Origin of the sequence: Streptomyces sp. NPDC058701, assembly GCF_042715295.1 — a bacterium.
In the GTDB taxonomy this organism is placed as follows: Bacteria; Actinomycetota; Actinomycetes; order Streptomycetales; family Streptomycetaceae; genus Streptomyces.
In genome coordinates this window covers 165,715-188,636 of record NZ_JBHXSY010000007.1, presented here as the reverse complement: position 1 = coordinate 188,636, position 22,922 = coordinate 165,715, and the positions used below count along the sequence as shown (strand labels likewise).

The window sequence follows — 22,922 nt, the reverse complement described above, 5'->3', positions numbered from 1 at the left end:
CGAGGCTTCCGCCCGAGACCGGGCGCCGCCCGACCGGGTCGAACGCCCGGGTCCCGCGGCGCTCGCCACCGCCTCGTCCACTTCCTCCTCCCGTCCCGCGCCGGCGGCCTGCGGCCCCCGGAGGCGCTGAGACGCGTGCGCTGATCGCGGCGTCCGGACCGCACGACCCGTGCCGGCCCGGCCTGTCCCGGCGCGAGGCGACCCGGAACATGCTGCGGGCCGCGGCCGCGCCGGGGCCCATCGGGCTGCCCGCGGCCCGCGCCGCGACGGCGGTGTCCCATTCGCTGAGGGGCTCCGTCGGCGCCCTCGCATTTCATTGCGAGAAGATCCGCATCGGAAAGAGATCTGCATCTCCAAAAGGCCGCTTGTCAGCGCGAGTTGGAATGTGATCTTATGAATGGGAGGGCGTCACCGTGACATCCCCATGCGAAATGGGTGAAGCATCCGGGCCGTCCCCCATCGGCAGCGAGCCGTACCCCCCTATTTTTCATGTGGGCGTGAGTCATATTTCCGCCGCCCGTGCCTTGACGTTCTCGAACGACCCCTGTGAGAGGGACCGATGGAAACCAAGGATGTTACCGAGCATATCTACTACCCCGTCAGCGACTACAAAATGGCGCGGGGCGAGGGCGTCTACCTCTACGACGAGGATGGGAAGAGCTACCTCGACTGCGCGTCGGCGACGTTCAACCTGAGCCTGGGATACTCCCACCCGGATGTCGTCGCCGCCATGAAGGACCAGCTCGACAAGGTGATCCACATCACCTCCTCCTATCAGAGCGAACCGGTCAACGGCCTGGTCCAGCGGCTGGTGGAGGTGTCTCCCGACAACCTGACGAAGGTGCACCCCAAGGTCTCGGGCGGCTCGGCCGCCAACGAGGGCGCCATCAAGATGGCCCAGATGGCCACCGGCAAGTCCGACGTCATCACGCTGTTCCGCAGTCACGTCGGACAGACGATGATGATGACGTCGATGTCGGGCAACGCGTTCCGCCGCGAGCCGTTCCCCAACCTCTTCCCCGGTAGCCTCCAGGTCCCGGACCCTTACTGCTTCCGCTGCTTCTACGGGCAGAAGGAGGGCTCCTGCGGAATGATGTGCGTGGACCGGCTCGAGGACTTCGTCGAATACGCCAGCTCCGGCCGGGTCGCCGCCGTGCTCATCGAGCCGATATCCGGCAACGGCGGCAACATCGTCCCGCCGGACGGTTACATGCAGAAACTGCGCGCCTTCTGCGACGAGCAGAACATCGCCCTCATATTCGACGAGATCCAGACGGGCATCGGCCGCACCGGCCACATGTTCGCGGCCCAGTACTTCGACGTCGAACCCGACGCCATCACCACGGCCAAGGGCCTCGGCGGATCGGGTGCACAGGTCGCCGCCATCATCACCAACGAGCGGCTCGCCGGCCTCCCCGCGAACCACCACTCGTTCACCTACGGCGCCAACCTGCTGGCCGCCGCGGCGGCCAACGCCACCCTCGACATCGTGCGGAAGCCCGAGTTCCTGGCGAACGTCACCCGCACCGGCGGCTACATCATGGAACGCCTCCACGACATGAAGCGCCGCTACCCGGAGATCGTGGACGTCCGCGGCGTCGGACTGATGATCGGCTTCGAGATGGCCGAACCCGACGGCAGGCCCGCCGTGAAGCTCACCAACCACCTGGCCACCAAGGCCATGGACCACGGCCTGATCCTGCGGACCTCGCGGTACGGCTACGGCAACGTCCTCAAGATCCGCCCGCCGCTGATCCTCACCATGGACCAGGCCGAGGAGATCTGCGACAAGCTGGAGAACCTCTTCCTCGCGGAGCTTGCCCGATGACCGAAGACACCCCGATGAAGCGGCTGCTCACCTCCCTCGGACAGCACGTCCGCGCCGAGCTCCTCGCCTACGAGGCCACCGGCCGCGAGCGCAGCGTCCACGGCGACTCGCCCGGCGGCGACGCCCAGTTCGACGTCGACGAGGTGGCCGAGAAGGCCGTACTGGACTACCTGCGCGAACACGCCCACGTCCCCGCGGCCCTCTACACCGAGGACGGCTCCTACGTCGAGCTCGCCCCCGATCCGCAGATCCTCCTCGTCGTCGACCCGATCGACGGCACCCGCCCCACCTCGGCCGGTCTCGAGATGGGCATGGTGTCCATCGCGGCCGCCCCCTACGGCGACGGCAAGCCCACCCTCGCCGACGTCGACGCCGCCTGCCTGGTCGAGATCAAGAGCGGCGCCTGGCTGTACGGCGACGAGGCCTCCGGCCTGGTCAGCGGCGGATTCACCACCCCGGTACCGCGGCTGAGCCGGAACACCGACCCGACCCGCATGTTCTGGTCGATCGAGTTCAACGGCCACCCCATGGACCTGATGACCGCGGCGTACGGCCACCTCGTGGACCAATCGGCCAACACCGGCGGCATCTTCGTCTTCAACAGCAGCACCTTCTCCATCTCCCGCATCATCACCGGCCAGCTCGACGCCTACGTCGACATCGGCAACCGCGTGCTTCGCGACCACCCGGACACCGAGGAAGCGTTCCTGCGGGTCGGCCGCGGCTCGATCCTGCACCTCTTCCCCTACGACATCGCCGCCGTCGTCTACCTCGCCAGGCAAGCCGGCGTCGTCATCACGGACGCCTACGGCGACGACCTCGGCAGCACCTCGCTGGTGGACCTCGGCCCGATGAACCAGAAGTCCTGCATCGCCGCCGCCACGCCCGAACTCCACAAACAGCTGCTCGACACCATCCGCTGGGACCTGGGCCGCGCCGCCGCGCCCGCGAGGGAGGAATCATGAAGGCCCTGACGCTGACCGCGGAGCGCACGCTCACCCTCGTCGACCACCCCAAGCCGGAGCCGCTGGCCCCGGACGACATCGTCATCCGCGTGACCCAGAGCGGCATCTGCGGTACCGACCGCAGTGTCCTCGTCGGCAAGTTCCCGGCCGAGACCGGTGTCGTCATGGGCCACGAGGCCGTCGGCTTCGTCGACTCCACCGGCCCGGGCGTCACCCGCTTCGCCGTCGGCGACCGGGTCATCGTCAACCCCACCCTGTACTGCGGCACCTGCGCCAACTGCCTCGCAGGGCACTGGAACTTCTGCGGCCGCAAGTCCGGGACCGAGGTCGGATTGGACTACGACGGCTCCTTCGCCGAGTTCATCCGCCTTCCCGAGCTCTTCTGCCACGCCGTCCCCGAGGACATGGACTTCGACCGCGCCGTCGTCGTCGAACCGCTGGCCTGCGCGCTCAACAACATCGAGGCCGGCCGCCTGGCACCGGGCGAGACCGCCGTCATCGTCGGTGGCGGCCCCATGGGCGTGGTCACCGCCATGGCCGCCCAGCTGTACGGCGCCACGGTCCTGCTCGTCGAGCCCGACCCGGTGCGCGGCCGGCTCGGCCAGGAGATCTTCGACGCCCCCGAGTTCGGCGGCCGCGTCACCGTCCACACCCCGGACGACCCCGCCCTCGCCGAGCGCGGCGACCTCGTCGTCGACTCCGTCGGCAACCTCCTGGAGCAGAGCATCGGCTACGCCGCCGTCCGCGGCCGCGTCGTCGTCATGGGCTTCAACAGCAACGCCTCCGCCACCGTCCGGCCGCTCGCCCTGCTCCAGCGCGGCCTGCAGATCATCGGCGCCGGCGACTACAACAGCATGATCTTCCCCAAGGCCGTCGAGCTGGCCCGGCAGCTGCCGCTGGAGCGCGTGGTCACCCACCGCTTCGCCCTCGCCGACCACGAAGAGGCCTTCAAGGCCCTCGCCGCCGTCCCCGGCACCGAGTACACCGCCCTGAAGGTCGTCCTCGTACCTCCGCACCGCGGGACGGACGCATGAGTCCCGCGCAGCGCACCTCATTCGCCGAGGCGCTCGTCCCCGGCACCACCCGGCCCGTCGTCATCGGCGAGTACCCGTACTACCGGGCCGACCCCGCCAACTGGGCCGCCAACCTGCGCGAACTGCGCGCCCTGGGCGTGGACGTCGTCTCCTGCTACCTCCCGTGGCGCTTCCACGAGACCGCCGCGCCGCCGGGCGGGGGAGAGGGAGACCGCTCCTTCGACTTCACCGGGAAGACCGACCCGCAGCGCGATGTCGTCGGACTGCTGGAGCTGGCCGCCGCCGCCGGGCTGGGCGTCCTCCTCAAGCCCGGCCCCTTCATCCACGCCGAGGTCCAGCTCGGCGGGCTGCCCGACCGCCTCTGCGGCCCCGGGCGCACCCCGTACGAGGGGCTGGACGGCACCGTCCTCACCTCCCAGGGCAAGCCGCTGCCCAGCCTTCTCGACCCGGCCGTCCAGGCCGAGACCGAGACCTGGCTGAAGGCCGTCGCCGGCGAGGTCGTCGCCGGGGCCACCGCCCCCGACGGCCCCGTCGTCGCCCTCCAGCTTGGGAACGAGGGCACCTGCGGGGACGCCCACCTCCCCGTGGACGCCCAGGACGCCTCGCCGCCCGCCCGCCGGGCCTTCGCCGACTGGCTCACCGGACGCGGCCTGTCCGACGAGGCCGCCCTCGCCGCCCAGGACGTCACCCGGTGGACCAGCGCCACGCGTCAGCTGTGGTCCCGGTGGTCCGGCCACGCCATCGTCGGCCTGTGGGACCGGATCTCCGCCCTCTTCCCCGAGGGCCCGGCCCGGCTGGCCAACGTCCCCCTCGCCGAGGTCACCGCACCGCGCGCCGCGCTCGACGCCTGGGCCGCCCGACAGCGCGCCATCCAGGGCTCCGGCTACTTCGTCGGGCACACCGAATGGATCGGCAATCCGGCGCGGGAGACCACCGCCTTCGGATCCCACCTGGCCGGGATCCTCCTCGGTGGCACCGACGTGGCCGAGGCGAACTGGGGGTTCACCTGGACCGACGAGTCCTACGCCCGGCCGGCGACCCCCGTCTTCAACGCGCTGCTGGCCCTCCTGCTGGGTTCCACCACCGTCAGCGTCTACACCGCCTGCGCCACGGAGAACTGGGGTCCCCTGGTCGACATGGACCCCGACGGCCTGCGCGCCGAAGGGGTGGATCCCGGCCTGCACGCACCGCCGTACACCCCGGGTGCGCCGCTCGCCGAGTCCGGCTCCCACCAGGCCAACGCCGAGGGCCTGCGCCTGCTGGCCGCGTTCCTCGAACGCTTCGGCGACCTGCTGACCGGCAGCGTCCTGGACCGCGACGCGGTGGTCCTCGTCGACCGGGCCCTGCCCGAGGCCGGCGCCTGGCAGCGCACCGGCCGTACGGTCCTCGCGGAGCTGGCCGAAGCGGTGGATCGTCAACTGGGCGACTCCGGGCTGCTGTTCGGGCTCGGCTGGCTCGACGAGAAGCCGGCGCCCGCCGCCGACGGCACGCCCGTCCCCGTCGCCGTGCTGCGGGCCGGGCACCGCGACGGAGACCTCCCCCGCGAGCTGAGGCTCCCGGCCGGCCGGTCCGCCGACGGCGCGGCCGCCGCGTTCGTCGCCTCGGTCGCCGCCGGGCTCCGGGCTCCGGCCGGCCGGAGCTGGACCACGGCGCACGGCAGAGCCCGCCTCCTGAGCCGGTCCGGCCCCGACGGCGTCCGCGTCATCGGAGCCTTCAACCCCACCGAGGCCGACGACCGGGTCACCGGCACCGGCACCGGCACCGGAGGCGGCTGGACACTGGACCTGCCCGCCGGCTCCGCCGCCGTCCTCGTCACCCGCGACGGCGCACTGACGGGATGGCTCGCCACCCCCGGGGAGCCGTCCGCCACCCCCGCCGCACTCACCTGGGGCGGCGAACCGGCCGACGCGAAGCGCGTCACGGCCTCCTGAGAACCCGGGCGGCGGGGGTGCGTACCTGACAGCGCGCCCCCCGCCGCCCCGCCCCGGCCGGCGGCAGTCCTGCCGGTGGTGTGGGGACCGACGCCGCACGCGTCACGGTCTCCAGGGGTCCGGAGCGGCGGGGAGCGCACCTGACAGCGCGCCCCCGCCGCCCGGTCTGCCCGCAGCCCCCCGGCTCCGCCCGTCGCCGACCGCTGCTCCGCCCTTCCCGGCCGCGGCACCGCCGGCCGCGCGCCGGGGCCGATCTCCGCAACCGGTTCTGCCAAGAACACCGCGTCCCGCGGTCACCCGCCGCCGGGGCTCCGCCCACGAGCGAGATGGCGTCATGAACCCGAACTCCCATGCCGAGCCCGGCCCCGTGCCGCACCTGCGCCCGGCCGGCCCGCAGACTCTCGGCATCCTGGCCGACCTCATCGCGCGGGAACAGCCCGTGTTCGCCATGCCGTCCTGGTTCGTGACCACCGAATCCGCGCAGGCCGGCCACCTCCTCAGCGAGTTCGTCCGGGAACTGGGCGGCCGTCCGGCCGGCACCCGCTACCGCAGCTTCTTCGCCAACTCCCGCTACGAGGCCCTGCACGGCGCCGTCAAACTGCTGCGCCACCGCGCCGCGGCGACCGCGGCCGCCCACCGCGGCCGCGTCCTGGTCCTCGACCCCGACGGCACGCTCGCCCGCCGCACCGACCCGCTCGGCGAAGGCCCCGACCGCGCCCTCGCCCCCGGCCTCCCCACCCGCACCACCGTCGCCGGTCTGAGCGCCGCCTTGCGGAGCACCCCGGTGTGCGGGCTCGTCATACGCGCCCCCGAACTCCTCGGCGGCGGCGACCTGGCCGCCGTCGCCGACCTGGCCCGCGCCGCCCGCGCCACCGGAGCCCGCGTCGTCGTCGACCTCAGCGACATCTCCCCGGACACCCCGACCCACCCCGCCGTCACCGCGCTGCGCCCCGACCTCGTCGTCCTCGGCGAATCCCTCACCGGGCACGAGGTCCCGTTCGGCGCCTTCACCGGCACCCACGACACCTTCGCGCCGTGGAGTACCCCGCGGACCGGCTTCCTGCATTCCAACACCTACGGCGGAAACACCGTCGCCATGCGCGCCGTCGTCGCCCGGCTGCTGCCCCGCTGGGACGCCGCCGCCCCGGTACACGGCGTCCTCGCGGACGCCGCCGCCGACCGCCGGGCCACCCTCGACCTGTACGCCCGTCACGTGAACCCGATGGCGGCGCGTATGCAGCGCAAGCTGCACGGTGCGCTGAACGTCGTCCGGGCCAAGGGCTCCCGGCTCACCGTCCGCCTCGACTCCGGCCGCGAACTGGACCTGGTCGACGGGCTCTGCGGAGCCGGGCTCGGCGTGGCCGGCCACAATCCCGCCGACGCGCTGACCGACGTCGTCCGGGGCCACGACCCGGCCCGGGACCACGTCCGCGAGCTCGAAGGGGTCCTGGCTCGCGAAACCGGTCTGCCCCACGCCTTCCCCGCCGTCAGCGGCGCGTCCGCGGTGGAGAGCGCCATCACCCTGGCCCGCCTCGCCCGCCCCCGGCAGCGGCGCATCGTCGTCTTCAAGCACAACTACGGCGGCAAGACCCTCGTCTCCCTGCTCGCCACCGCCGCCGACCGCACCCGCGCTCCCTTCGGACCCCTCTACGACGACATCCGCTACATCGACCCCTTCACTCCGCACGCCGTCGAGGAATTCCGCAAGGAGGCGGCCGAGGGCGACATCGGGCTCGTCTGGATCGAACTGGTCCACGGCAGTTCCGACGCCTACGCCCCGATCCCCGGCCCCCTCCTCGACGCCGTCACCGAGGGCCGGACCGAGCACGGCTACCTCGTCGGCGTCGACGAGGTCCTGACGTCCTACTACCGCTGCGGCACCCGCTTCGCCCACCACGGCCGGCTCCCCGACATCGACCTCATGAGCCTGTCCAAGGCACTGAGCCACGGGTGCTTCCCCACCGGCGCCGCCCTCGTCTCGGAGGAGGTCCACGACGCCGCGCGCCGGGCCAACCCGCAGCTGGTCGAGGAACTGCGCACCCACCACGCCCACGGACTGGGCGCCCACTTCGCCCTCCAGTCCATCCGCCAGGTCGACGCCCTCGGCGTGCCCGAACGCGCCGGGGCCCTGTCGGACCTCGTGCGCGCCGGACTCGCCGCCATGGACGAAGTGCCGCGCGGAGTGATCGGCCGCCGCTTCGCCGAAGGCATGCTCGGCCGGTTCGAACCACGCGTACCCGGAGTGCTCGGCCGCCTCGTCGACCCCGGGGGCGAATGGATGACGTACGCCCTCATCCTCTGGTGGATCAACCGGGCCCGCGCCTTCGTCGTCTACGACGTGTTCCTGCTGCCCCTGACCGCCACCGAGCGGGAGATCTCCCAGGTCATGCACGGCGCCCGCCGGCTCTCCCGCACCGGCCCGGCCCGGCTCCTCGCCCACGCCGCCCTGTTCCGGCTGGGCCAGCGCCTGTCCCGGAGCCTGTCCCGGCGGCCGGAGCGGCGCCCGTCCCGTACCCCCGCGAACTCGAGGAGCACCGTATGAGCACAGAGAACGTCGAAGTGATCCGCACCTTCTTCCGGTTGTTCGACGAGGGCCGCCTTGCCGACATCGAGCCGCTGCTCGCCCCCGACTTCGAATGGGTCTACCACGGACCCGCCTCGCTGCCGTGGGCGGGCGTCTACCGCGGCGTCGAGGGGTTCCGCGCGTTCTTCGCCGTCGTCCGCGAGCTCATCCGGGTCCAGGAGTGCGACGCCTACGACTACCTCGACGCCGGAGACCGGGTCGTGGTGCTGGGCGTGAGCCGCACCCAGGTCCTGGCCAACGGCGCACGCTACGAGGCCCCGTGGATGAACGTCTTCACCGTCCGCGACGGACTCATCACCCGCTACCTCGACCTCTTCGACACCGCCAGCGTCGTCGAGGCGCTCGAACGCGACCCGCAGGAGGTGACCGCCGCCCCGTGAACACCACCGCAACCACCCTCGGCGCCGCCTTCACCGCCGTGGCCCGCGCCCACCCCCACCGCACCGCGCTCGTCCGCGGACACCTCCGGATCGGCTACGCGGAACTCGCCGCCAGATCCGCGGCCGCCGCGGGCCGTCTCGAAGGCCGCACCGCTCCCGGCGAGCCCGTCGGGATCTGCGCCCATCGCTCGCCCGGCACCATCGCGGCCCTGCTGGGGACGGTTCTGGCCGGGGGCGCCTACCTTCCGCTGGACCCCGACGCCCCGGACGACCGGATCCGCTCGCTCGTCCTCGACAACCGTCTGCGCACCGTCTTCGCCGCCGGGCGGGACGTTCCGCGGCTGCGTGCCCTCCTGCCCGCCGCAGTGACGGTCCTCGCCGTCGACGAGGACGCACCGGAGCCGGGCGGCGACGCCCCGCACGCCGTCCCGGAGGCCGCTGCGGGCCAAGGCCAAGGCCAAGGCGAAGGCGAAGGCGAGGGCGAGGGCCGGTTGCCGGGACCTGACTCTCCGGCCTACGTCATCCACACCTCCGGCAGCACCGGCGCCCCCAAGGGAGTCCAGGTCGCGCACCGCTCCGTCCTCGCCCTGGCACACGCCCCCGAAGCCGGACTGACCGCCGACGACGCCGTCCTCCAGCTCGCCCCGCTCCACGTGGACCCCTCCGTCTTCGAGATCTGGGGCGCCCTGCTCAACGGCGCCCGACTCGTGCTGCCGCGGTCCGACCGGCCCGGCGTCCACGACATCGGCCGGGAGTGCGCCCGCCACGGGGTGACCGTCCTGCGGCTCGCCGCCCCGCTGTTCCGGCTGGCGATGGAGCACATCACCGCGGACCTGCGCGGCCTGCGGCTGTGCGTCTCGGGCGGTGACCGGGCCGACGCGGAGGCGGTGCGGACCGCGCTGCGCGAGCTGCCCGGCTGCCGGATCGTCAACGGCTACGGGCCCACAGAGACCACGGTCTACGCCTGCTGGCAGATCTTCGACACCCCGGACGACTGGGACATCGCCTGGCGGGACGTCCCGATAGGCCGCCCCTTCGCCGGGGCCACCGCCCACGTCCTGCGCCCCGACCGCACCCTCGCCGCGCCGGGCGAGGACGGCGAGCTCTGCATCGGCGGCCCGGGCGTCGCCCGCGGCTACCGCGGCAGGCCGGAGCAGACCGCCGAGCGGTTCGTCCCCGAGCCCGGCCGGCCCGACCGCACCGCCTACCTGACGGGCGACCGGGTCCGCCGGCTCCCCGGCGGCGAACTGGCCTTCCTGGGGCGCTTCGACGACCAGGTCAAGATCCGGGGCCACCGCGTCGAACCGGCCGAGGCGGAACGGGCGCTGCTGACCTACCCGGCGGTCCGGGAGGCGGTCGTGGTCCCGTACGGCGCCCCGGACGCGCGACGGCTGGCCGCGTACGTGGTGCTGGCACCGGGTGGCGACGCGGACGCCGACGCCCGGCCCGACGCCCAGGCCGCCCTCGGCGCCCACGCCGCCCGGATCCTGCCCGAACCGGCGGTCCCGGCCGCCGTCACCGTGCTGGCGTCGCTGCCGACCACCGCCAACGGAAAGACCGACCGCCGCCGCCTCGCGTCCCTCGCCTCCCTCGCCGACCGTGCGGCCGGGGCGGCTCCCGGCCCGGCCGACGGCGCTCCGGCGGGTGGTACGGAGGCCGTGGCCCTGCGCGCCGTTTCCGCGCACTGGAAAGCGGTGCTCGGCCGCTCCGTCGGCCCGGACACCGACTTCTTCGCCGCCGGCGGGGACTCCTTGTCCGCGATGGCGATCCTGGCCCGCCTGGAACGCGACCAGGGCGCGGCCCTGACGATCGCCGACCTGTTCAGCTCCCCGACGGTCCGGGCCCTGGCGGCCCGCGTGGCCGCCACCGCGGGGGTATCACCGGAGCACGGCTCCACCGCCGGGGCAGACCCCGCGGCCGACGCCGGGACAGACCCCGGAGCCGACCCCGGCAGACTGCCGCTGTCGCCCGCCCAGGAGGGGATCTGGTTCGAACAGGAGGCCACCGCGAGCTCCGACCGGTACGTCATCGCACGCGGTTACGCCGTCGACGGCCCGCTCGACCAGGACCGGCTGCGGAACGCCCTGAACCTGCTGGGCCGGCGCCAGGCCGCCCTGCGGACCGTCGTCCGGCGCGACGCCGACGGCTGGTGGCAGAGCCTGAGCGCCGACCCGGGCGCCGCGCTGCGCCACGTCGACCTCTCCGGCGTTCCGGCCGGGGAACGCCGGGCCCTGGCCCGCGCCCTGGCCGCCGAGCACCGCGCTGCCGGCCCGGACGCCGACGGCACCCGGCTGCTGCGCACCCTCGTGCTCACCCTCGACGAGGGGCGGGCCCTGATCCACTTCGCCGTCCACCACGCCATCGCCGACGACTGGTCCCTGGACCTCTTCACCACCGAGCTGTCGGCCCTGTACGCGGACCCGGCCGCTGAACTGCCGCCCCTGAGCCCGGCCTACCCCGAGCACCTGCGCGCCGCCCACGTGCCCCGCCCCGAACGTCTCACCGCCGCGACCCGGTTCTGGCAGGGCGCCCTCGACGGGGGCGCCGCCACGCTCGACCTGGTCACCGACCGCCCCCGACCCGCGGTGCTCAGCGGATCCGGCGACCGGGTGCGGCTGCGGATCGGCTCCGCGCAGCACGCGCGCCACGCCGAGGCCGCCCGCCGGCACGGCGTCAGCCCGTACATGTTCTGCCTGGCCGGCGTGTACACGGTCCTGTCCGCGCACACCGAACGCGACACCCTCACCCTGGGCGCCCTCGCCGCGGGCCGGGACCGGGCCGGAACACAGGACCTCGTCGGCTGCTTCGTCAACCTGCTGCCCGTCCGCGTCGAGGCGAACGCGGACACCACCGCCGGGGCGCTGCTCGCCCGCGTCCGCACCGCCTGCACCGAGGCCCTGCACCACCAGGACGTCCCCTTCCAGGCCGTGGGCCGGGAACTCGCGCCGTCCACCACCGCACGGGCGGCCGTCCCCTTCCAGGCCGTCGTCAACCACCGTCAACGCAGGCCGCGTCCGCTCGAGCTGTCCGGCGCGCGGACCGAGCCCTGGGACGCCGGCGGCCGTGCCACCGCACCCTTCGAGCTGGCCTTCACCTTCCAGGAGGAGGGCGACGGCCTCGACGTCGAGGTCGAGTTCAGCACCGACCTCTACGAGCGGGCCACCGCACAGCGGCTGGCGGGCCAACTGGCCGCCGTGCTCGACCGCCTCGCGGACGGCGACCCGCCGCTGCGCGACGTCACCCTGTACGAACCGGGGGAGTACGAACGGCTGAGCCGCGCCCCGGAGCCGGGTCCACGGGCGCCGGACACCACCCTGCCCGCCCTCGTCGCCCGACAGGTCGCGGCCCGCCCGCACAAGACCGCCGTGACCGGCGACGGCACCAGCCTCACCTACGCCGAACTCGACCGGCTCGCCGACACCGTGGCCGCCCGCCTCGCCACCCGCGGGATCCGGCCCGGCGACCGGGTCGCCGTGTGCCTGGAGCGCTCCCCGCTCCTCGTCGCGACCCTCCTCGGCGTGCTCAAGGCCGGGGCCGCGTACGTGCCCCTCGACCCGGCCTACCCAACGCGGCGGCTGCGCCACTGCATCGCCGACGCCGACGCCGCCGCGCTGGTCTGTGCCAAGGACACCGCCGACACGCTGCTCGGCCCCGGTACGGAGGCCTCCGGCCCGCCCGTCCTCGACATCGAGGCCCTCGCCGCCCCCGGCGAGGAGACCGCGCCCGCGGGCCCCGGCGATCCCGCCGCCCCGGCGTACGTCATCTACACCTCCGGCAGCACCGGGCGCCCCCGCGGCGTCGCCGTCTCCCACCGCGCGGTCGCCAACACGCTCCTCGCCTGCCTGGACCGGCACCCGTTCACCGCGGACGACGTCTGGCTCCAACTGACCTCGCCCGGCTTCGACGTGGCCGCCTTCGAGCAGTTCATGCCGCTCGTCTCCGGCGCCACCCTGGTGTACGCGGACGACGCCACCCGCTCCGACGGCCCGGCCCTCACCCGCACCCTGCGCACCGCCGGGGTCACCGTGATGGTGACCGTACCCTCGTTGCTGCGCGCCCTGGACCGTCCCGACCTGGGCGACGTGCGCGTGCTGCTCGTCGCCGGTGAGCCCGCGGACGTCCACGACACGCGCCACTTCGCCCGGGACCGGGTCGTCGTCAACGGCTACGGCCCGACCGAGGCGGCGATCCTGGCGACCACCCACCGGGCAGGCCCCGCGGACGACCGCGCCCGCGTGCCCGTGGGCACCGCCCTGCCCGGCACCGCGGCCCACGTCGTGGACCGCCACGGACGGCTCGCGGCCACCGGGGTGCCGGGCGAACTGTGGCTCTCCGGCGCCGGACTCGGCGACGGCTACCTGGGCGACCCCGAGCGCACGGCCGAGCTGTTCACCACCCATCCCGCGCTCGCCGGCGCCGGACGCTGCTACCGCACCGGGGACCGCGTGCGCCGGCTGCCCGACGGAGCCGTCGACCACCTCGGCCGGCTCGACCACCAGATCAAGCTGCGCGGCTTCCGCATCGAGCTCGGCGAGATCGAGGCCGCGCTCGCGGAGCACTCCGGTGTCCGGGAGGCCGTCGCCGTCCTCCTCGGCACCGGCACCGACGCCGAACTGGCCGTCGGCTACGTCGGCACCGCCGCGCCGCAGGACGCCCGCGCCCACCTGACCCGGCTGCTCCCGGGCCACATGGTGCCCCGCCTGGCCGTACCCGTCCCCGCCATCCCGACCGGCGGCCACGGCAAGGCCGACCGGTCGGCGCTCGCCGCCAGGCTCGCCGGCCTCCGGCAGCGGCGGCTCCCCGCCGACAGCCCGGCGGGCGGCTCCGCGGACGGCCCCGCGAGCGGGCCCGAGCGGCGGCTGCTCGCCCTCTGGGAGGACGTGCTGGGCGGGCCGGCGGGCTCCCCGGACGAGGACTTCTTCGCACACGGAGGCCACTCCCTGCGGGTCATCCGGCTCCTGGGCCGCATCGAGCGGGAGTTCGGGGTCCGGATCGCCGTCGCCGACTTCCTCGCCGAACCGACCGTACGCGCGGTGGCCCGCCTGTTGCGGGGGCCCGATCCGGCGACTCTGCCGGTGGGGCCGGACGACGCGCGGCTCGACCCCGGCATCGTCTTCCCCGGCCGCCCGGGCCCCTTCGACCCGAACGGCGCCGTGCTGCTCACCGGGGCCACCGGATACGTGGGCTCCCACGTCCTGGCCGAACTGCTGGACCGCACGACGGGCCCGGTCCTGTGCCTGGTCCGGGCCGCGGACCCGGACGCCGCCCGTCGCCGCCTGGCCGCGGCCCTGCGCCGCCAGGGTCTGCGCCGCGACGCATCGGACCCGCGGATCGTGCCCGTCCCCGGGGACCTGTCCCGGCCCGGCCTGGGCCTCGACGGAACGCACCGGGAACGCGTCCTGCGGGCGACGACCGTCCTCCACCTGGGCGCCGAGGTCCACCACGTGTCCGGCTTCCACCACCTGGCGGCCGCCAACGTCGGCGGTACCGCCGAACTCCTGCGGATCTGCGCGCAGGGCCGCCCGGCCCGCCTGCACCACGTCTCCACCCTGGGCGTGTTCCGGGACGGACCCGGCGGCACCCGCCCGCGCACCATCACCGAGGCCACCCCGGCCACCGGCGAACGGCACCCGCGCGGTCGCGGCTACGCCGCCGCCAAGTGGGCCGCGGAGCACCTCGTCGGCCAGGCCCTCGAACGCGGGGCCGACGCCCGGATCTACCGCCTCGGCCGGGCCGGCGGCAGCACGACGGGCGCCGTCAGCGAGGACGACTTCCTCAGCCGGCTCCTCGTCACGTCCGCCGCCCTCGGCTGCCACCCCGACGACCCGCGACTCGCCACCGACGCCCTGCCCGTGGACACCATGGCCCGGGCCCTGGTCGCCCTGACCCTCGCCGACGCCGCCCCGGGCACCGTCCACCACCTGCACCATCCCCGGCGGACCCAGGTGGCCGAGCTGCTCGCGGTACACGACCGCCGCACGGGCCGCACCACCTCCGCGGTCCCGCTGGAGGTCTGGCTCGCCCGGCTGACCGACGCGGAGGCCCGCGGCACCGCGCTGCCCGCCCTGGCCTACCGCGAGTACTTCCGGGAGCTGTGCGACCACCCGGACGCCGGCCTCCCCGACCACCGCAACGACGCCACCCTCGCCGCCCTGCGGGCCCACGGCATCACCCCGCCCGCCCTGGACGACGCCCTCGTCGGCCGCTGGTGGCAGAAACTCGACCGGAGCACCCGCGATGACTGACCCGACGACGGACCCGGTGGCCCATGCGACGGCCACCCCGACGACCGACCCGGTTTCCGACCCGCACTACCCCATGGACCGCCAGTGCCCGTTCGCCCCGCCCCGGGAGGCCACCGCCATCCGCGACGCGGGCACCGTGCCCCGCGTGACGCTGTGGAACGGAGTCCGCCCCTGGCTGTTCACCGGCTTCGACGACGCCCGCGCCGTACTGTCCGACCCCCGGTTCAGCGCGGACAAGAGCCGCCGCGGCTACCCGCTGTCCAGCGCCGTCGCCCTTGCCGAGACCGCCGTCGAACCGACCCTGCTCGTCATGGACAACCCGCGGCACGACGCCGTACGGCGCCTGGTGCTCGGCGAGTTCACGGTGAAGCGGGCCGAGCGGTGGCGGCCCGCCGTGCGCGCCGTCGTCGACGGCTGCCTGGACCGCATGCTCAGCGGCGCCGGGGCCGACCTCGTGGCCGACCTGGCCCTGCCCGTCGCCCTCACCGTCATCTGCGAGTTCCTCGGAGTGCCCTTCGAGGACCGCGAGCTGTTCCGCGGCCTGACCCACACCATGAACGTCGTCGACGGCACCACCGAGAGCGCCGCCGCCGCCCGGCAGGCCCTCCAGGACTACCTGGAGCAGCTCGTCGCCGCCGCCGAACTCGAGCCGCAGGACGGCTTCATCGGCCGCATGGCGGCCCGGCACCTGCCCGACGGGACCATGACGCGGTCCCAACTCGCCGCGATGGCCCTCCTGCTGCTCACCGCCGGCCACGACACCACCGCCAACATGATCTCCCTCGGGATACTGACGCTGCTGCGCCACCCCGGTCACTTCGCCGCCCTCGGCACGGACGAAGACCCCGAGCTGCTCTCCGACACCGTCGAGGAGATGCTGCGCCACCTCACCGTGGTCCAGCGCGGCATCCGCCGGATCGCCGTCGAGGACGTCGAGGTCGGCGACCGCCTCGTCCGGGCCGGGGAGGGCGTCGTCGCCGCCATCAACGTCGCCAACCGGGACCCCGAACGCTTCCCCGCCGCCGAGGAGTTCGACCCCGCCTCCCGCGCGCACGGCCACCTCGCCTTCGGCTACGGGCCCCACCAGTGCATGGGCCAGTCGCTGGCCCGGGTGGAGCTCCAGGAGGTCTACGCCGCCGTGGCCCGCCGGATCCCGACGCTGCGCACGGCCGTGCCCGTCGAGGAGATCCGCTTCAAGTCCGACATGGCCGTGTACGGGGTGCACGCCCTTCCCGTGACCTGGTGATCCCGCTGCCGCCCGCCGCCCGTCCCCCGCACCCGAAGGAGCCGACCCCGTGAAGGTCACCCTCGATCCCGAGCGCTGTGTCGGCGCCGGCCACTGCGTCCTGTCCGCCGCCACGGTCTTCGACCAGGACGAGACCGACGGCATCGTCCTGCTGCTGGACCCGGAACCGGCCGAGCACCTCGCCGCCGCCGTCCACGAGGCCGCCGACCTGTGCCCCGCCCGGGCGATCCTCATCACCGGGGCCGACGGGCGGCCGGCATGAGCGCCGCCCTGCCGGCCGCCCTGCGCGCCGCCCTCGACGGCGGGGGCGCCCTTGTCACCGACCCGGACGCCACCGCCGGATACGCCCACGACATGATGCCGCTCGCCCCGCACGGCCGCCCGCTCGCGGTGGCCCTGCCCACCTCGGCCGAGCAGGTACGGGCCTGCGTGCGGGCCTGTGCGGCGGCCGGCGTCCCGATCGTCCCCAGGGGCGCCGGAACGGGCCTGACCGGCGCCGCCAACGCCGTCGACGGCTGCGTCGTCCTGGTCACCACCCGGATGAACCGGATTCTGGAACTCGACCCGGACAACCGGATCGCCGTCGTGGAACCCGGCGTGGTCAACCAGGACCTGAAGACGGCCGCCGCCGCCCACGGCCTGTACTACCCGCCCGACCCCTCCAGCCTCGACACGTGCACCCTCGGCGGGAACCTGGCCACGAACGCGGGCGGCCTGTGCTGCGGCAAGTACGGGGTCACCGGCGACTACGTCCTCGGCCTGGACGCGGTCCTCGCCGACGGCTCCCTCCTGCGCACCGGCCGCCGCACCGTCAAGGGCGTCGCGGGCTACGACCTCACCCGCCTCCTCGTCGGCAGCGAGGGCACCCTCGGGATCATCACGCGGGCCACCCTCTCCCTGCGCCCGCTGCCCTCCGCGCCCGGCACCGTCATCGCGGCCTTCGACTCGGTGGCCCGGGCGGGAGCCAGCGTCAACCGGATCGTCCGGGCCGGCCTCGTGCCCTCCCTCATGGAGATCATGGACGCGACCTCCCTGCGGGCCTCCTCCGCCTACCTCGGCACCGAACTCGCCGGCGAAGGCGACCAAGCCCTGCTGCTGTGCCAGTCCGACGCGCCGGAGGGCACCCGCGAAGCCGAACTCGACCAGATGGAGCGCGTGTTCCGGCAAGCCGGCGCGGTGTACACGCACGCCACGCAGGACGCGGCGGAGGGCGCCCTCCTGCTGCGCGCCCGCCGGGTGAGCCTCGCCGCCCTCGAAGCCCGGGGCGCCTGCATGACGGAGGACGTGGCCGTGCCCCGCACCCGCATCGCCGATCTGATCGAGGGCTGTACGCGGATCGGCGCCGACGCGGGGCTGACCGTCGCGGTCGTCGGCCACGCGGGCGACGGCAACATGCACCCCACGGTCCTCTACGACGGCGACGACGCCGGGCAGTACGCCCGCGCCCAGACGGCGTTCGACGCGATCCTGGCCCTCGCCCTGTCCCTCGGCGGCACGATCACCGGCGAGCACGGAGTCGGCAAGCTCAAGCAGGACTGGCTGGAGCGCGAACTGGGCCCGGTCGCCCTGCGCGTGCACCGCGACCTCAAGGACGCCCTCGACCCGACGGGCCTGTTCAACCCCGGCGCCGTGATCACCCGGCGGTCGGCCGGGACCCGCCGTGCCGGTTGAGACCCTGCGGACGCTGGCCGGGCTCGCCCGGCCCCTGCGGACCCTGTTCCTCACGACCCTGCTCTTCCGCACCGGCACCATGGCCTACCCCTTCCTCACCCCGTACCTGCTGGGCCGCGGAGGTCTGGACGCGGCCGAGGCGGGCCTGGCCGTCACCACCTTCGGGGTGGGCGCCCTCGCCGCGGACCTGGCCGCAGGACGGCTCCTCGCGGGGCTGCACCCGTACGCCCTGATGCGGGGCGGTTTCCTGCTGGGCGCCGCCGCGGTCGCGGTGGTGCCGCTGCTGCACGGCCTGCCCGCGCTCATCACGGTGGTGCTGGTCTGGGGGTTCGCCTACGAGATCGTCACCCCGGCGGCCTACGCGGCCACGATCGCCGGGGCACCGCCCGAGCAGCGCAAGGTCGCCTTCTCGTGCCACCGGCTCGCCATCAACCTCGGGCTGTCGGCCGGCCCGCTCCTCGGGGCCCTGCTCTACGCCCTCGACCCGTACGCCGTGTTCTGGGCCAACGCCCTGTGCGTCCTGGCGGCCGCGGCGTTCCTGCACCGCCGAGGCGCACGCCGGCCCACCGCCGACGCCGCCGGCGGGCCGGGCCGCGAGACTCTGCCGCGGGGCACGGTCCGGCAGACGAGCGCCGAACGCATCCGTTTCTGGTGCGTTTTCGGCCTCTCCCTGCCCATCCAGCTGGCCTACGCGCTGCCGTCGGTCTTCGTCGGCGCCTACGTCATCGTCGGCCTCGGCCTGCCCGGCTACTGGGCCGGCGTCGTCTTCACCGTCAACGCCGTCGGGATCGTCCTGTTCGAGGTCCCGCTCACCCTCCGCATGGCTCGCGTCGGACACCTGGCGACCCTGCTGAGCGGCTACGCGCTCGCGGGCACCGGGTTCCTGCTCATGGCCTCGGCCGACACCGGGCCGGAACTGGTGCTCGCCACCCTCGTGTGGACGGCCGGGGAGATCGTCGTCTTCCCCGGACTGCTCGACTACGTCAGCTGGCTCTCCGGCCCGGCCGCCGACCGCACCATGGGCCTGTTCTCCGGCGGCGTCAACCTGGCCTTCATCGCGGCCCCGCAACTCGCCCTGCACCTTTCGGCCCCCGGCCACCCGGGCGCCCCGTGGGCGGCCACGGGCGCGGCGGTCTGCGCCGCCTGCCTGCTGCTGCTCGCGGCCCGCACCAACCCGTACACCTGGCACAAGGAGGAACCGTGCTCAAGCGTGACCTGACCCCCTTCATCGGCGTCGAGTACAGCGGACTCACCCACGCCGAGCTCACCCGCCCGGAGGTGTTCGCCGACATCGTCGACTCCCTGAACCGGCGCGACCTCGTCGTCGTCCGCGGCCTCGACCTCACTCCCCGGCAGCAGATCGGCCTCGCCGCCCGCATCGGCCGCCCCGTCCCCTTCCTCCTCGCCGACTGGCGCCACCCCGAGTTCGCCGAGATCCTCGTCTCCTCCAACGAGCGCAAGGACGGCCTGCCCGTCGGGATCGAGCGGGTCGGCCACTTCTGGCACCAGGACTCCTCCTTCGACGCCGACCCCTCCGCCTACACCGTCCTGCACGGCGTCCACGTGCCCGAGGACCACGGCCACACCGTCTTCGCCAGCGCCGCCGACGTCTACGACCGGCTGCCCGAGGACTGGCGCGCCCTCCTGGAGGACCGCGTCGGGCTGCACACCCTCACCAAGCAGCAGCGCATCGCCCCCGAGCACGTGGGCCTGTCCATCGCCGAGGCGCAGGCCCTCATCGCCCGCCAGTACCCGGCCGTCGAACACTCCGTCGTCCGCCGCGACCCGCACACCGGCCGCCGCTTCCTGTACGCCGCCCGCGCCTACATGGACCGGGTCGTCGGCCTCGACGCCAACGAGAACGAGGCGTTCTTCGACCTCGTCGACACCCTCCTGGCCGACCCCGACCGCACCTACACCCACCGCTGGACGCCGCACGACCTGCTGCTGTGGAAGACCGCCACCACCTACCACGTCGCCACCGACCTGCCGCCCGGCGTCTCGCGGACCGTCCACCGCGTCAGCGTCGCCGCCGCATGAGCGGGCCCCGGCACCCCGCCGCGCCCGTCGGCGTGATCGTCGACGGCTACTCGGTCGGCGCTTACCTGCCCGCATCCTTCCGCAAGCTCGGCGCGGACGTCGTCCACCTGCAGAGCACCCCCGAGTTCCTGGACTGCGTACCCCCGCCGGACCTGCGCCCGTACCTAACCAACGTGGTCCAGGACGCGGCCGACCCCGCCCGCACGGCGAAGGAGCTGGCCTCCCACCACCCCTGCGGGGTCCTGCCCGGCCAGGAGACCGGTGTCCCGCCGGCCGACCGGACGGCGGAACTGCTGGGCCTGCCCGGCAACCCGTCGGCCACCTCCGCGCTGCGCCGCGACAAGTACCGCATGATCGAGGCGCTGCGCGCCGCCGGCATCCGCTGCGCCGACCAGCTGAAGTCCGACGACGTGGAAGCGGTGCTCGCCTGGGCGCGGACCACCGGATACCCGGTCGTCGTCAAACCGCTCAGCTCGGCCTCCACGGACAAGGTCTCCGTCTGCCGCGGCCCGGACGACGTCCGCGCCGCGGCCGCCGAGATCCTCGGCAGCCGGGACATCTTCGGCCGGCACAACGACGAGGTGCTCGCGCAGTCCTTCCTGGACGGCACCGAGTACATCGTGGACATCGTCAGGGGTCTCGGCGGCGCACGGCACGTGTGCGGCGTCTGGCGCTACGACAAGACCCTCGTCGGAACCCGGCCGGTCTACGACCGGGACGTCCTGATCGACCCCGGCGCGCCGCAGGTCGAACCCCTCGTCGCCTATCTGGACACCGTCCTCGACGCCCTGGACATCCGGTTCGGCGCCGCCCACGCGGAGATCATGATGACCGCCGCCGGGCCCGTGCTCGTCGAGGTGGGCGCGAGGCTCGACGGCATCATGGACCCGGGCCACCACGACTCCTGCCTCGACGGGAACCAGGCCGACCTCCTCGCACTCGCCTGCGTGCGCCCGGAGGAGTACCGGCGCGCGCACCCCGGCGACACCCTGTACCGCAAGCACCGAGAGGGCATGGTCGTCCACGTGCGGACCAGCCGCGGCGGCCTCGTCGAGGCCGTTGACGAGAACGCCCTGGCACGCATCCGGGCGCTGGAAACGGTGCACCTGGCGGTGCCCCGGCTGGCCCCGGGCGACCGGATGCGGCCCACCACCGACCTGCTGTCCAGCCCGCTGCGCGTCTTCCTGACCGGCGACAGCCCGGAGGAGCTCCTCGCCGACCAGCGGCGCATCCGGCTGCTGGCCGACGACGTGTTCCACCTCGCCCCGCACTGACCGCGCCCGCGCCCGCACGCGCATGCCGGCGTGCGCCGTCCCACTCCCGAGGATTCCCATGGGTGTTGCCATCCGAGCCGACCTGGCCTCCGTCCCCGACTACAACATTCCCGGCATGGCGCCCGGCGCCATCCTGCTCAACTCCAACGAGGGGCCGCTGCCGCCCCCGCCCGCCGTGGTCGAGGCCATCACCCGGGCCGCCTTCGAAGGCCACCGCTACCCGCAGTGGTTCTCCGACACCCTCGTCGGCCGACTGGCCGACGACCTGGCCGTCCCCGCGGAGAGGATCGCCGTCGGCTGCGGGTCGGTGGGCCTCTGCCGCGATCTCATCCAGGCGTTCTGCGGCCCGGGGGACGAAGTCCTGTTCGCCTGGCGGTCCTTCGACGCCTATCCGGTCTTCGCCAGGGTCGCCGGAGTGCGCGCCCGCACCGTCCCCCTGGACGCCGGGCACCGGCACGACCTGGAGGCGATGCTCGCCGCAGTCACCCCCGCCACCCGCGTCGTGTTCGTCTGCAACCCCAACAACCCCACCGGGACGGCGGTCCGGGGCCGCGAACTGCACGCGTTCCTCGACCGCCTCCCCGCCCGCGTCCTGGTCGTACTGGACGAGGCGTACCGGGAGTTCGTCGACGATCCCGACGTGCCGGACGGGATCGCGCTGGCCCGCCACCGCCCGAACGTGGCGGTGCTGCGCACCTTCTCGAAGGCGTACGGGCTCGCCGGCGTGCGCATCGGGTACTGCGTGGCCGCGCCGGCCGTGGTGTCGGCCGTCCACAAGGTGGCCGTCCCCTTCGCGGTCAGCAGGCTGGCCCAGGCGGCCGCCCTCGCCGCCCTCGACCGCCCCGAGGAGGTGCGCGCGCGCTCCGCGGCGATCGTGCGCGAACGGCGGCGCCTGGAGTCGCTGTTAAGCCGGGACGGCCATGAAGTGACCCCCTCCCAGGCCAACTTCGTGTGGCTGCCCCTGGGGGAGGAGGCCGCCGGCTTCGCCGACTCCTGCGCCCGCCACGGCGTGCTCGTCCGGGCCTTCCCCGGCGACGGGGTCCGCGTCACCGTCGGGCTGCCGGAGGAGAACGACGCCTTCCTCCGCGCGGCCGACCGCTACCGGGCGACCCCTGTGCGGCCCCGGGCCGTGCGCATGCCTCCCACGTCACCGTGAGGTCGTGCACGGACTTTCGGTCATCAGGTCACGCCCCCCTGAGGGCCACGTCTCCTGTACGGCGTCCTCGGCCTCGGCGAGCGAGTCGGCATCCGGTGAGCCACCGCCCCGGGACGGGAGCGGTGCCCCACTGCCGGATAATGGCGCCGTACAGCTGACGATCAAGATGCCGGGGCCCGTGGCGGACCGGCAGGAGCGGAGCCCCCTGATGGACGTGCAGCACTTCGAGCGGATCACCGCGTTCATCGAGGCGCGGCTGACCCCGCTGTTCGCGGCGGAGACGGGCAGCGAGAACGGCTTCGGCATGGACGACACCTCCCGCGCGCTGCGCGCCCTGCGCAACGCCGTACTGGAGGCCTCGGTGACGAAGGGCCTCATCGGGACGCGCGCGACGGCCGAGCCGGCTGTGCGCCGCGTCATCGACCAGACCGTGGAGCTGCACTGGGACGTCCTGCGCGGGATCGCCCGTCAGTGGGAGGACCACGCCGACTTCCGGCGGGAGTTCAAGCGCCACGCCTGGGAGCTCGACGCGGCCCCCGCCACCGTCCCCGCTGCCGCGCAGGGTTGA

General features: G+C 74.2%; 15 protein-coding genes. All 15 read left to right on the top strand.

All coding sequences use genetic code 11. The features are described 5' to 3' along the window. Positions 1–559: 559 nt before the first annotated feature. The 15 genes from ACFWW8_RS10155 to ACFWW8_RS10085 all read left to right on the top strand — a co-directional run bounded on the left by ACFWW8_RS10155 (position 560) and on the right by ACFWW8_RS10085 (position 22,922). On the top strand, positions 560–1,828 hold the full coding sequence (locus ACFWW8_RS10155; RefSeq protein ID WP_386526179.1) for an aspartate aminotransferase family protein: 1,269 nt from the start codon (positions 560–562) through the stop codon (positions 1,826–1,828). Next, on the top strand, positions 1,825–2,793 hold the full coding sequence (locus ACFWW8_RS10150; protein WP_386526176.1) for an inositol monophosphatase family protein: 969 nt from the start codon (positions 1,825–1,827) through the stop codon (positions 2,791–2,793). Before ACFWW8_RS10155 ends, ACFWW8_RS10150 begins: the two co-directional genes overlap by 4 nt. Next, the gene (locus ACFWW8_RS10145) at positions 2,790–3,827 is read left to right on the top strand and encodes a zinc-binding dehydrogenase (protein ID WP_386526173.1); all 1,038 of its coding nucleotides are present in this window, start codon (positions 2,790–2,792) and stop codon (positions 3,825–3,827) included. The genes ACFWW8_RS10150 and ACFWW8_RS10145 overlap by 4 nt, the downstream gene beginning before the upstream one ends. Next, positions 3,824–5,758: a beta-galactosidase gene (locus tag ACFWW8_RS10140; protein ID WP_386526170.1), complete on the top strand. Its 1,935-nt coding sequence runs from the start codon at positions 3,824–3,826 to the stop codon at positions 5,756–5,758. Before ACFWW8_RS10145 ends, ACFWW8_RS10140 begins: the two co-directional genes overlap by 4 nt. A 334-nt stretch (positions 5,759–6,092) precedes the next feature. Then, on the top strand, positions 6,093–8,300 hold the full coding sequence (locus ACFWW8_RS10135) for an aminotransferase class III-fold pyridoxal phosphate-dependent enzyme (RefSeq protein ID WP_386526168.1): 2,208 nt from the start codon (positions 6,093–6,095) through the stop codon (positions 8,298–8,300). After that, positions 8,297–8,722, top strand: a complete 426-nt coding sequence (locus ACFWW8_RS10130; protein ID WP_386526165.1) for a nuclear transport factor 2 family protein — start codon at positions 8,297–8,299, stop codon at positions 8,720–8,722. Before ACFWW8_RS10135 ends, ACFWW8_RS10130 begins: the two co-directional genes overlap by 4 nt. After that, positions 8,719–14,967 (top strand): amino acid adenylation domain-containing protein, encoded by a 6,249-nt coding sequence (locus ACFWW8_RS10125; RefSeq protein ID WP_386526162.1) that lies wholly within the window; start codon positions 8,719–8,721, stop codon positions 14,965–14,967. Before ACFWW8_RS10130 ends, ACFWW8_RS10125 begins: the two co-directional genes overlap by 4 nt. Then, positions 14,960–16,213: a cytochrome P450 gene (locus ACFWW8_RS10120; RefSeq protein ID WP_386526159.1), complete on the top strand. Its 1,254-nt coding sequence runs from the start codon at positions 14,960–14,962 to the stop codon at positions 16,211–16,213. Before ACFWW8_RS10125 ends, ACFWW8_RS10120 begins: the two co-directional genes overlap by 8 nt. Before the next feature lie 49 nt (positions 16,214–16,262). Beyond that, positions 16,263–16,475: a ferredoxin gene (locus tag ACFWW8_RS10115; protein WP_386526156.1), complete on the top strand. Its 213-nt coding sequence runs from the start codon at positions 16,263–16,265 to the stop codon at positions 16,473–16,475. Next, positions 16,472–17,884: an FAD-binding oxidoreductase gene (locus ACFWW8_RS10110; RefSeq protein ID WP_386526154.1), complete on the top strand. Its 1,413-nt coding sequence runs from the start codon at positions 16,472–16,474 to the stop codon at positions 17,882–17,884. The genes ACFWW8_RS10115 and ACFWW8_RS10110 overlap by 4 nt, the downstream gene beginning before the upstream one ends. Then, positions 17,874–19,103: an MFS transporter gene (locus ACFWW8_RS10105; RefSeq protein WP_386526151.1), complete on the top strand. Its 1,230-nt coding sequence runs from the start codon at positions 17,874–17,876 to the stop codon at positions 19,101–19,103. Before ACFWW8_RS10110 ends, ACFWW8_RS10105 begins: the two co-directional genes overlap by 11 nt. Next, positions 19,085–19,924, top strand: a complete 840-nt coding sequence (locus ACFWW8_RS10100; RefSeq protein WP_386526148.1) for a TauD/TfdA dioxygenase family protein — start codon at positions 19,085–19,087, stop codon at positions 19,922–19,924. Before ACFWW8_RS10105 ends, ACFWW8_RS10100 begins: the two co-directional genes overlap by 19 nt. After that, positions 19,921–21,198 carry an ATP-grasp domain-containing protein gene (locus ACFWW8_RS10095; RefSeq protein ID WP_386526146.1) on the top strand — a complete coding sequence of 426 codons (1,278 nt, stop codon included), beginning with the start codon at positions 19,921–19,923 and terminating at the stop codon, positions 21,196–21,198. The genes ACFWW8_RS10100 and ACFWW8_RS10095 overlap by 4 nt, the downstream gene beginning before the upstream one ends. A 58-nt stretch (positions 21,199–21,256) precedes the next feature. Beyond that, positions 21,257–22,354: a histidinol-phosphate transaminase gene (gene hisC / locus ACFWW8_RS10090; RefSeq protein WP_386526144.1), complete on the top strand. Its 1,098-nt coding sequence runs from the start codon at positions 21,257–21,259 to the stop codon at positions 22,352–22,354. Positions 22,355–22,562: 208 nt separating this feature from the next. Beyond that, positions 22,563–22,922 (top strand): hypothetical protein, encoded by a 360-nt coding sequence (locus ACFWW8_RS10085; RefSeq protein WP_386526142.1) that lies wholly within the window; start codon positions 22,563–22,565, stop codon positions 22,920–22,922.

Bases quoted from the DNA above. Each gene is read 5' to 3' on its own strand.
- ACFWW8_RS10155 (WP_386526179.1), top strand. From the start codon at position 560: ATGGAAACCAAGGATGTTACCGAGCATATCTACTACCCCGTCAGCGAC.
- ACFWW8_RS10150 (WP_386526176.1), top strand. From the start codon at position 1,825: ATGACCGAAGACACCCCGATGAAGCGGCTGCTCACCTCCCTCGGACAG.
- ACFWW8_RS10145 (WP_386526173.1), top strand. From the start codon at position 2,790: ATGAAGGCCCTGACGCTGACCGCGGAGCGCACGCTCACCCTCGTCGAC.
- ACFWW8_RS10140 (WP_386526170.1), top strand. From the start codon at position 3,824: ATGAGTCCCGCGCAGCGCACCTCATTCGCCGAGGCGCTCGTCCCCGGC.
- ACFWW8_RS10135 (WP_386526168.1), top strand. From the start codon at position 6,093: ATGAACCCGAACTCCCATGCCGAGCCCGGCCCCGTGCCGCACCTGCGC.
- ACFWW8_RS10130 (WP_386526165.1), top strand. From the start codon at position 8,297: ATGAGCACAGAGAACGTCGAAGTGATCCGCACCTTCTTCCGGTTGTTC.
- ACFWW8_RS10120 (WP_386526159.1), top strand. From the start codon at position 14,960: ATGACTGACCCGACGACGGACCCGGTGGCCCATGCGACGGCCACCCCG.
- ACFWW8_RS10110 (WP_386526154.1), top strand. From the start codon at position 16,472: ATGAGCGCCGCCCTGCCGGCCGCCCTGCGCGCCGCCCTCGACGGCGGG.
- ACFWW8_RS10095 (WP_386526146.1), top strand. From the start codon at position 19,921: ATGAGCGGGCCCCGGCACCCCGCCGCGCCCGTCGGCGTGATCGTCGAC.
- hisC (WP_386526144.1), top strand. From the start codon at position 21,257: ATGGGTGTTGCCATCCGAGCCGACCTGGCCTCCGTCCCCGACTACAAC.
- ACFWW8_RS10085 (WP_386526142.1), top strand. From the start codon at position 22,563: ATGGACGTGCAGCACTTCGAGCGGATCACCGCGTTCATCGAGGCGCGG.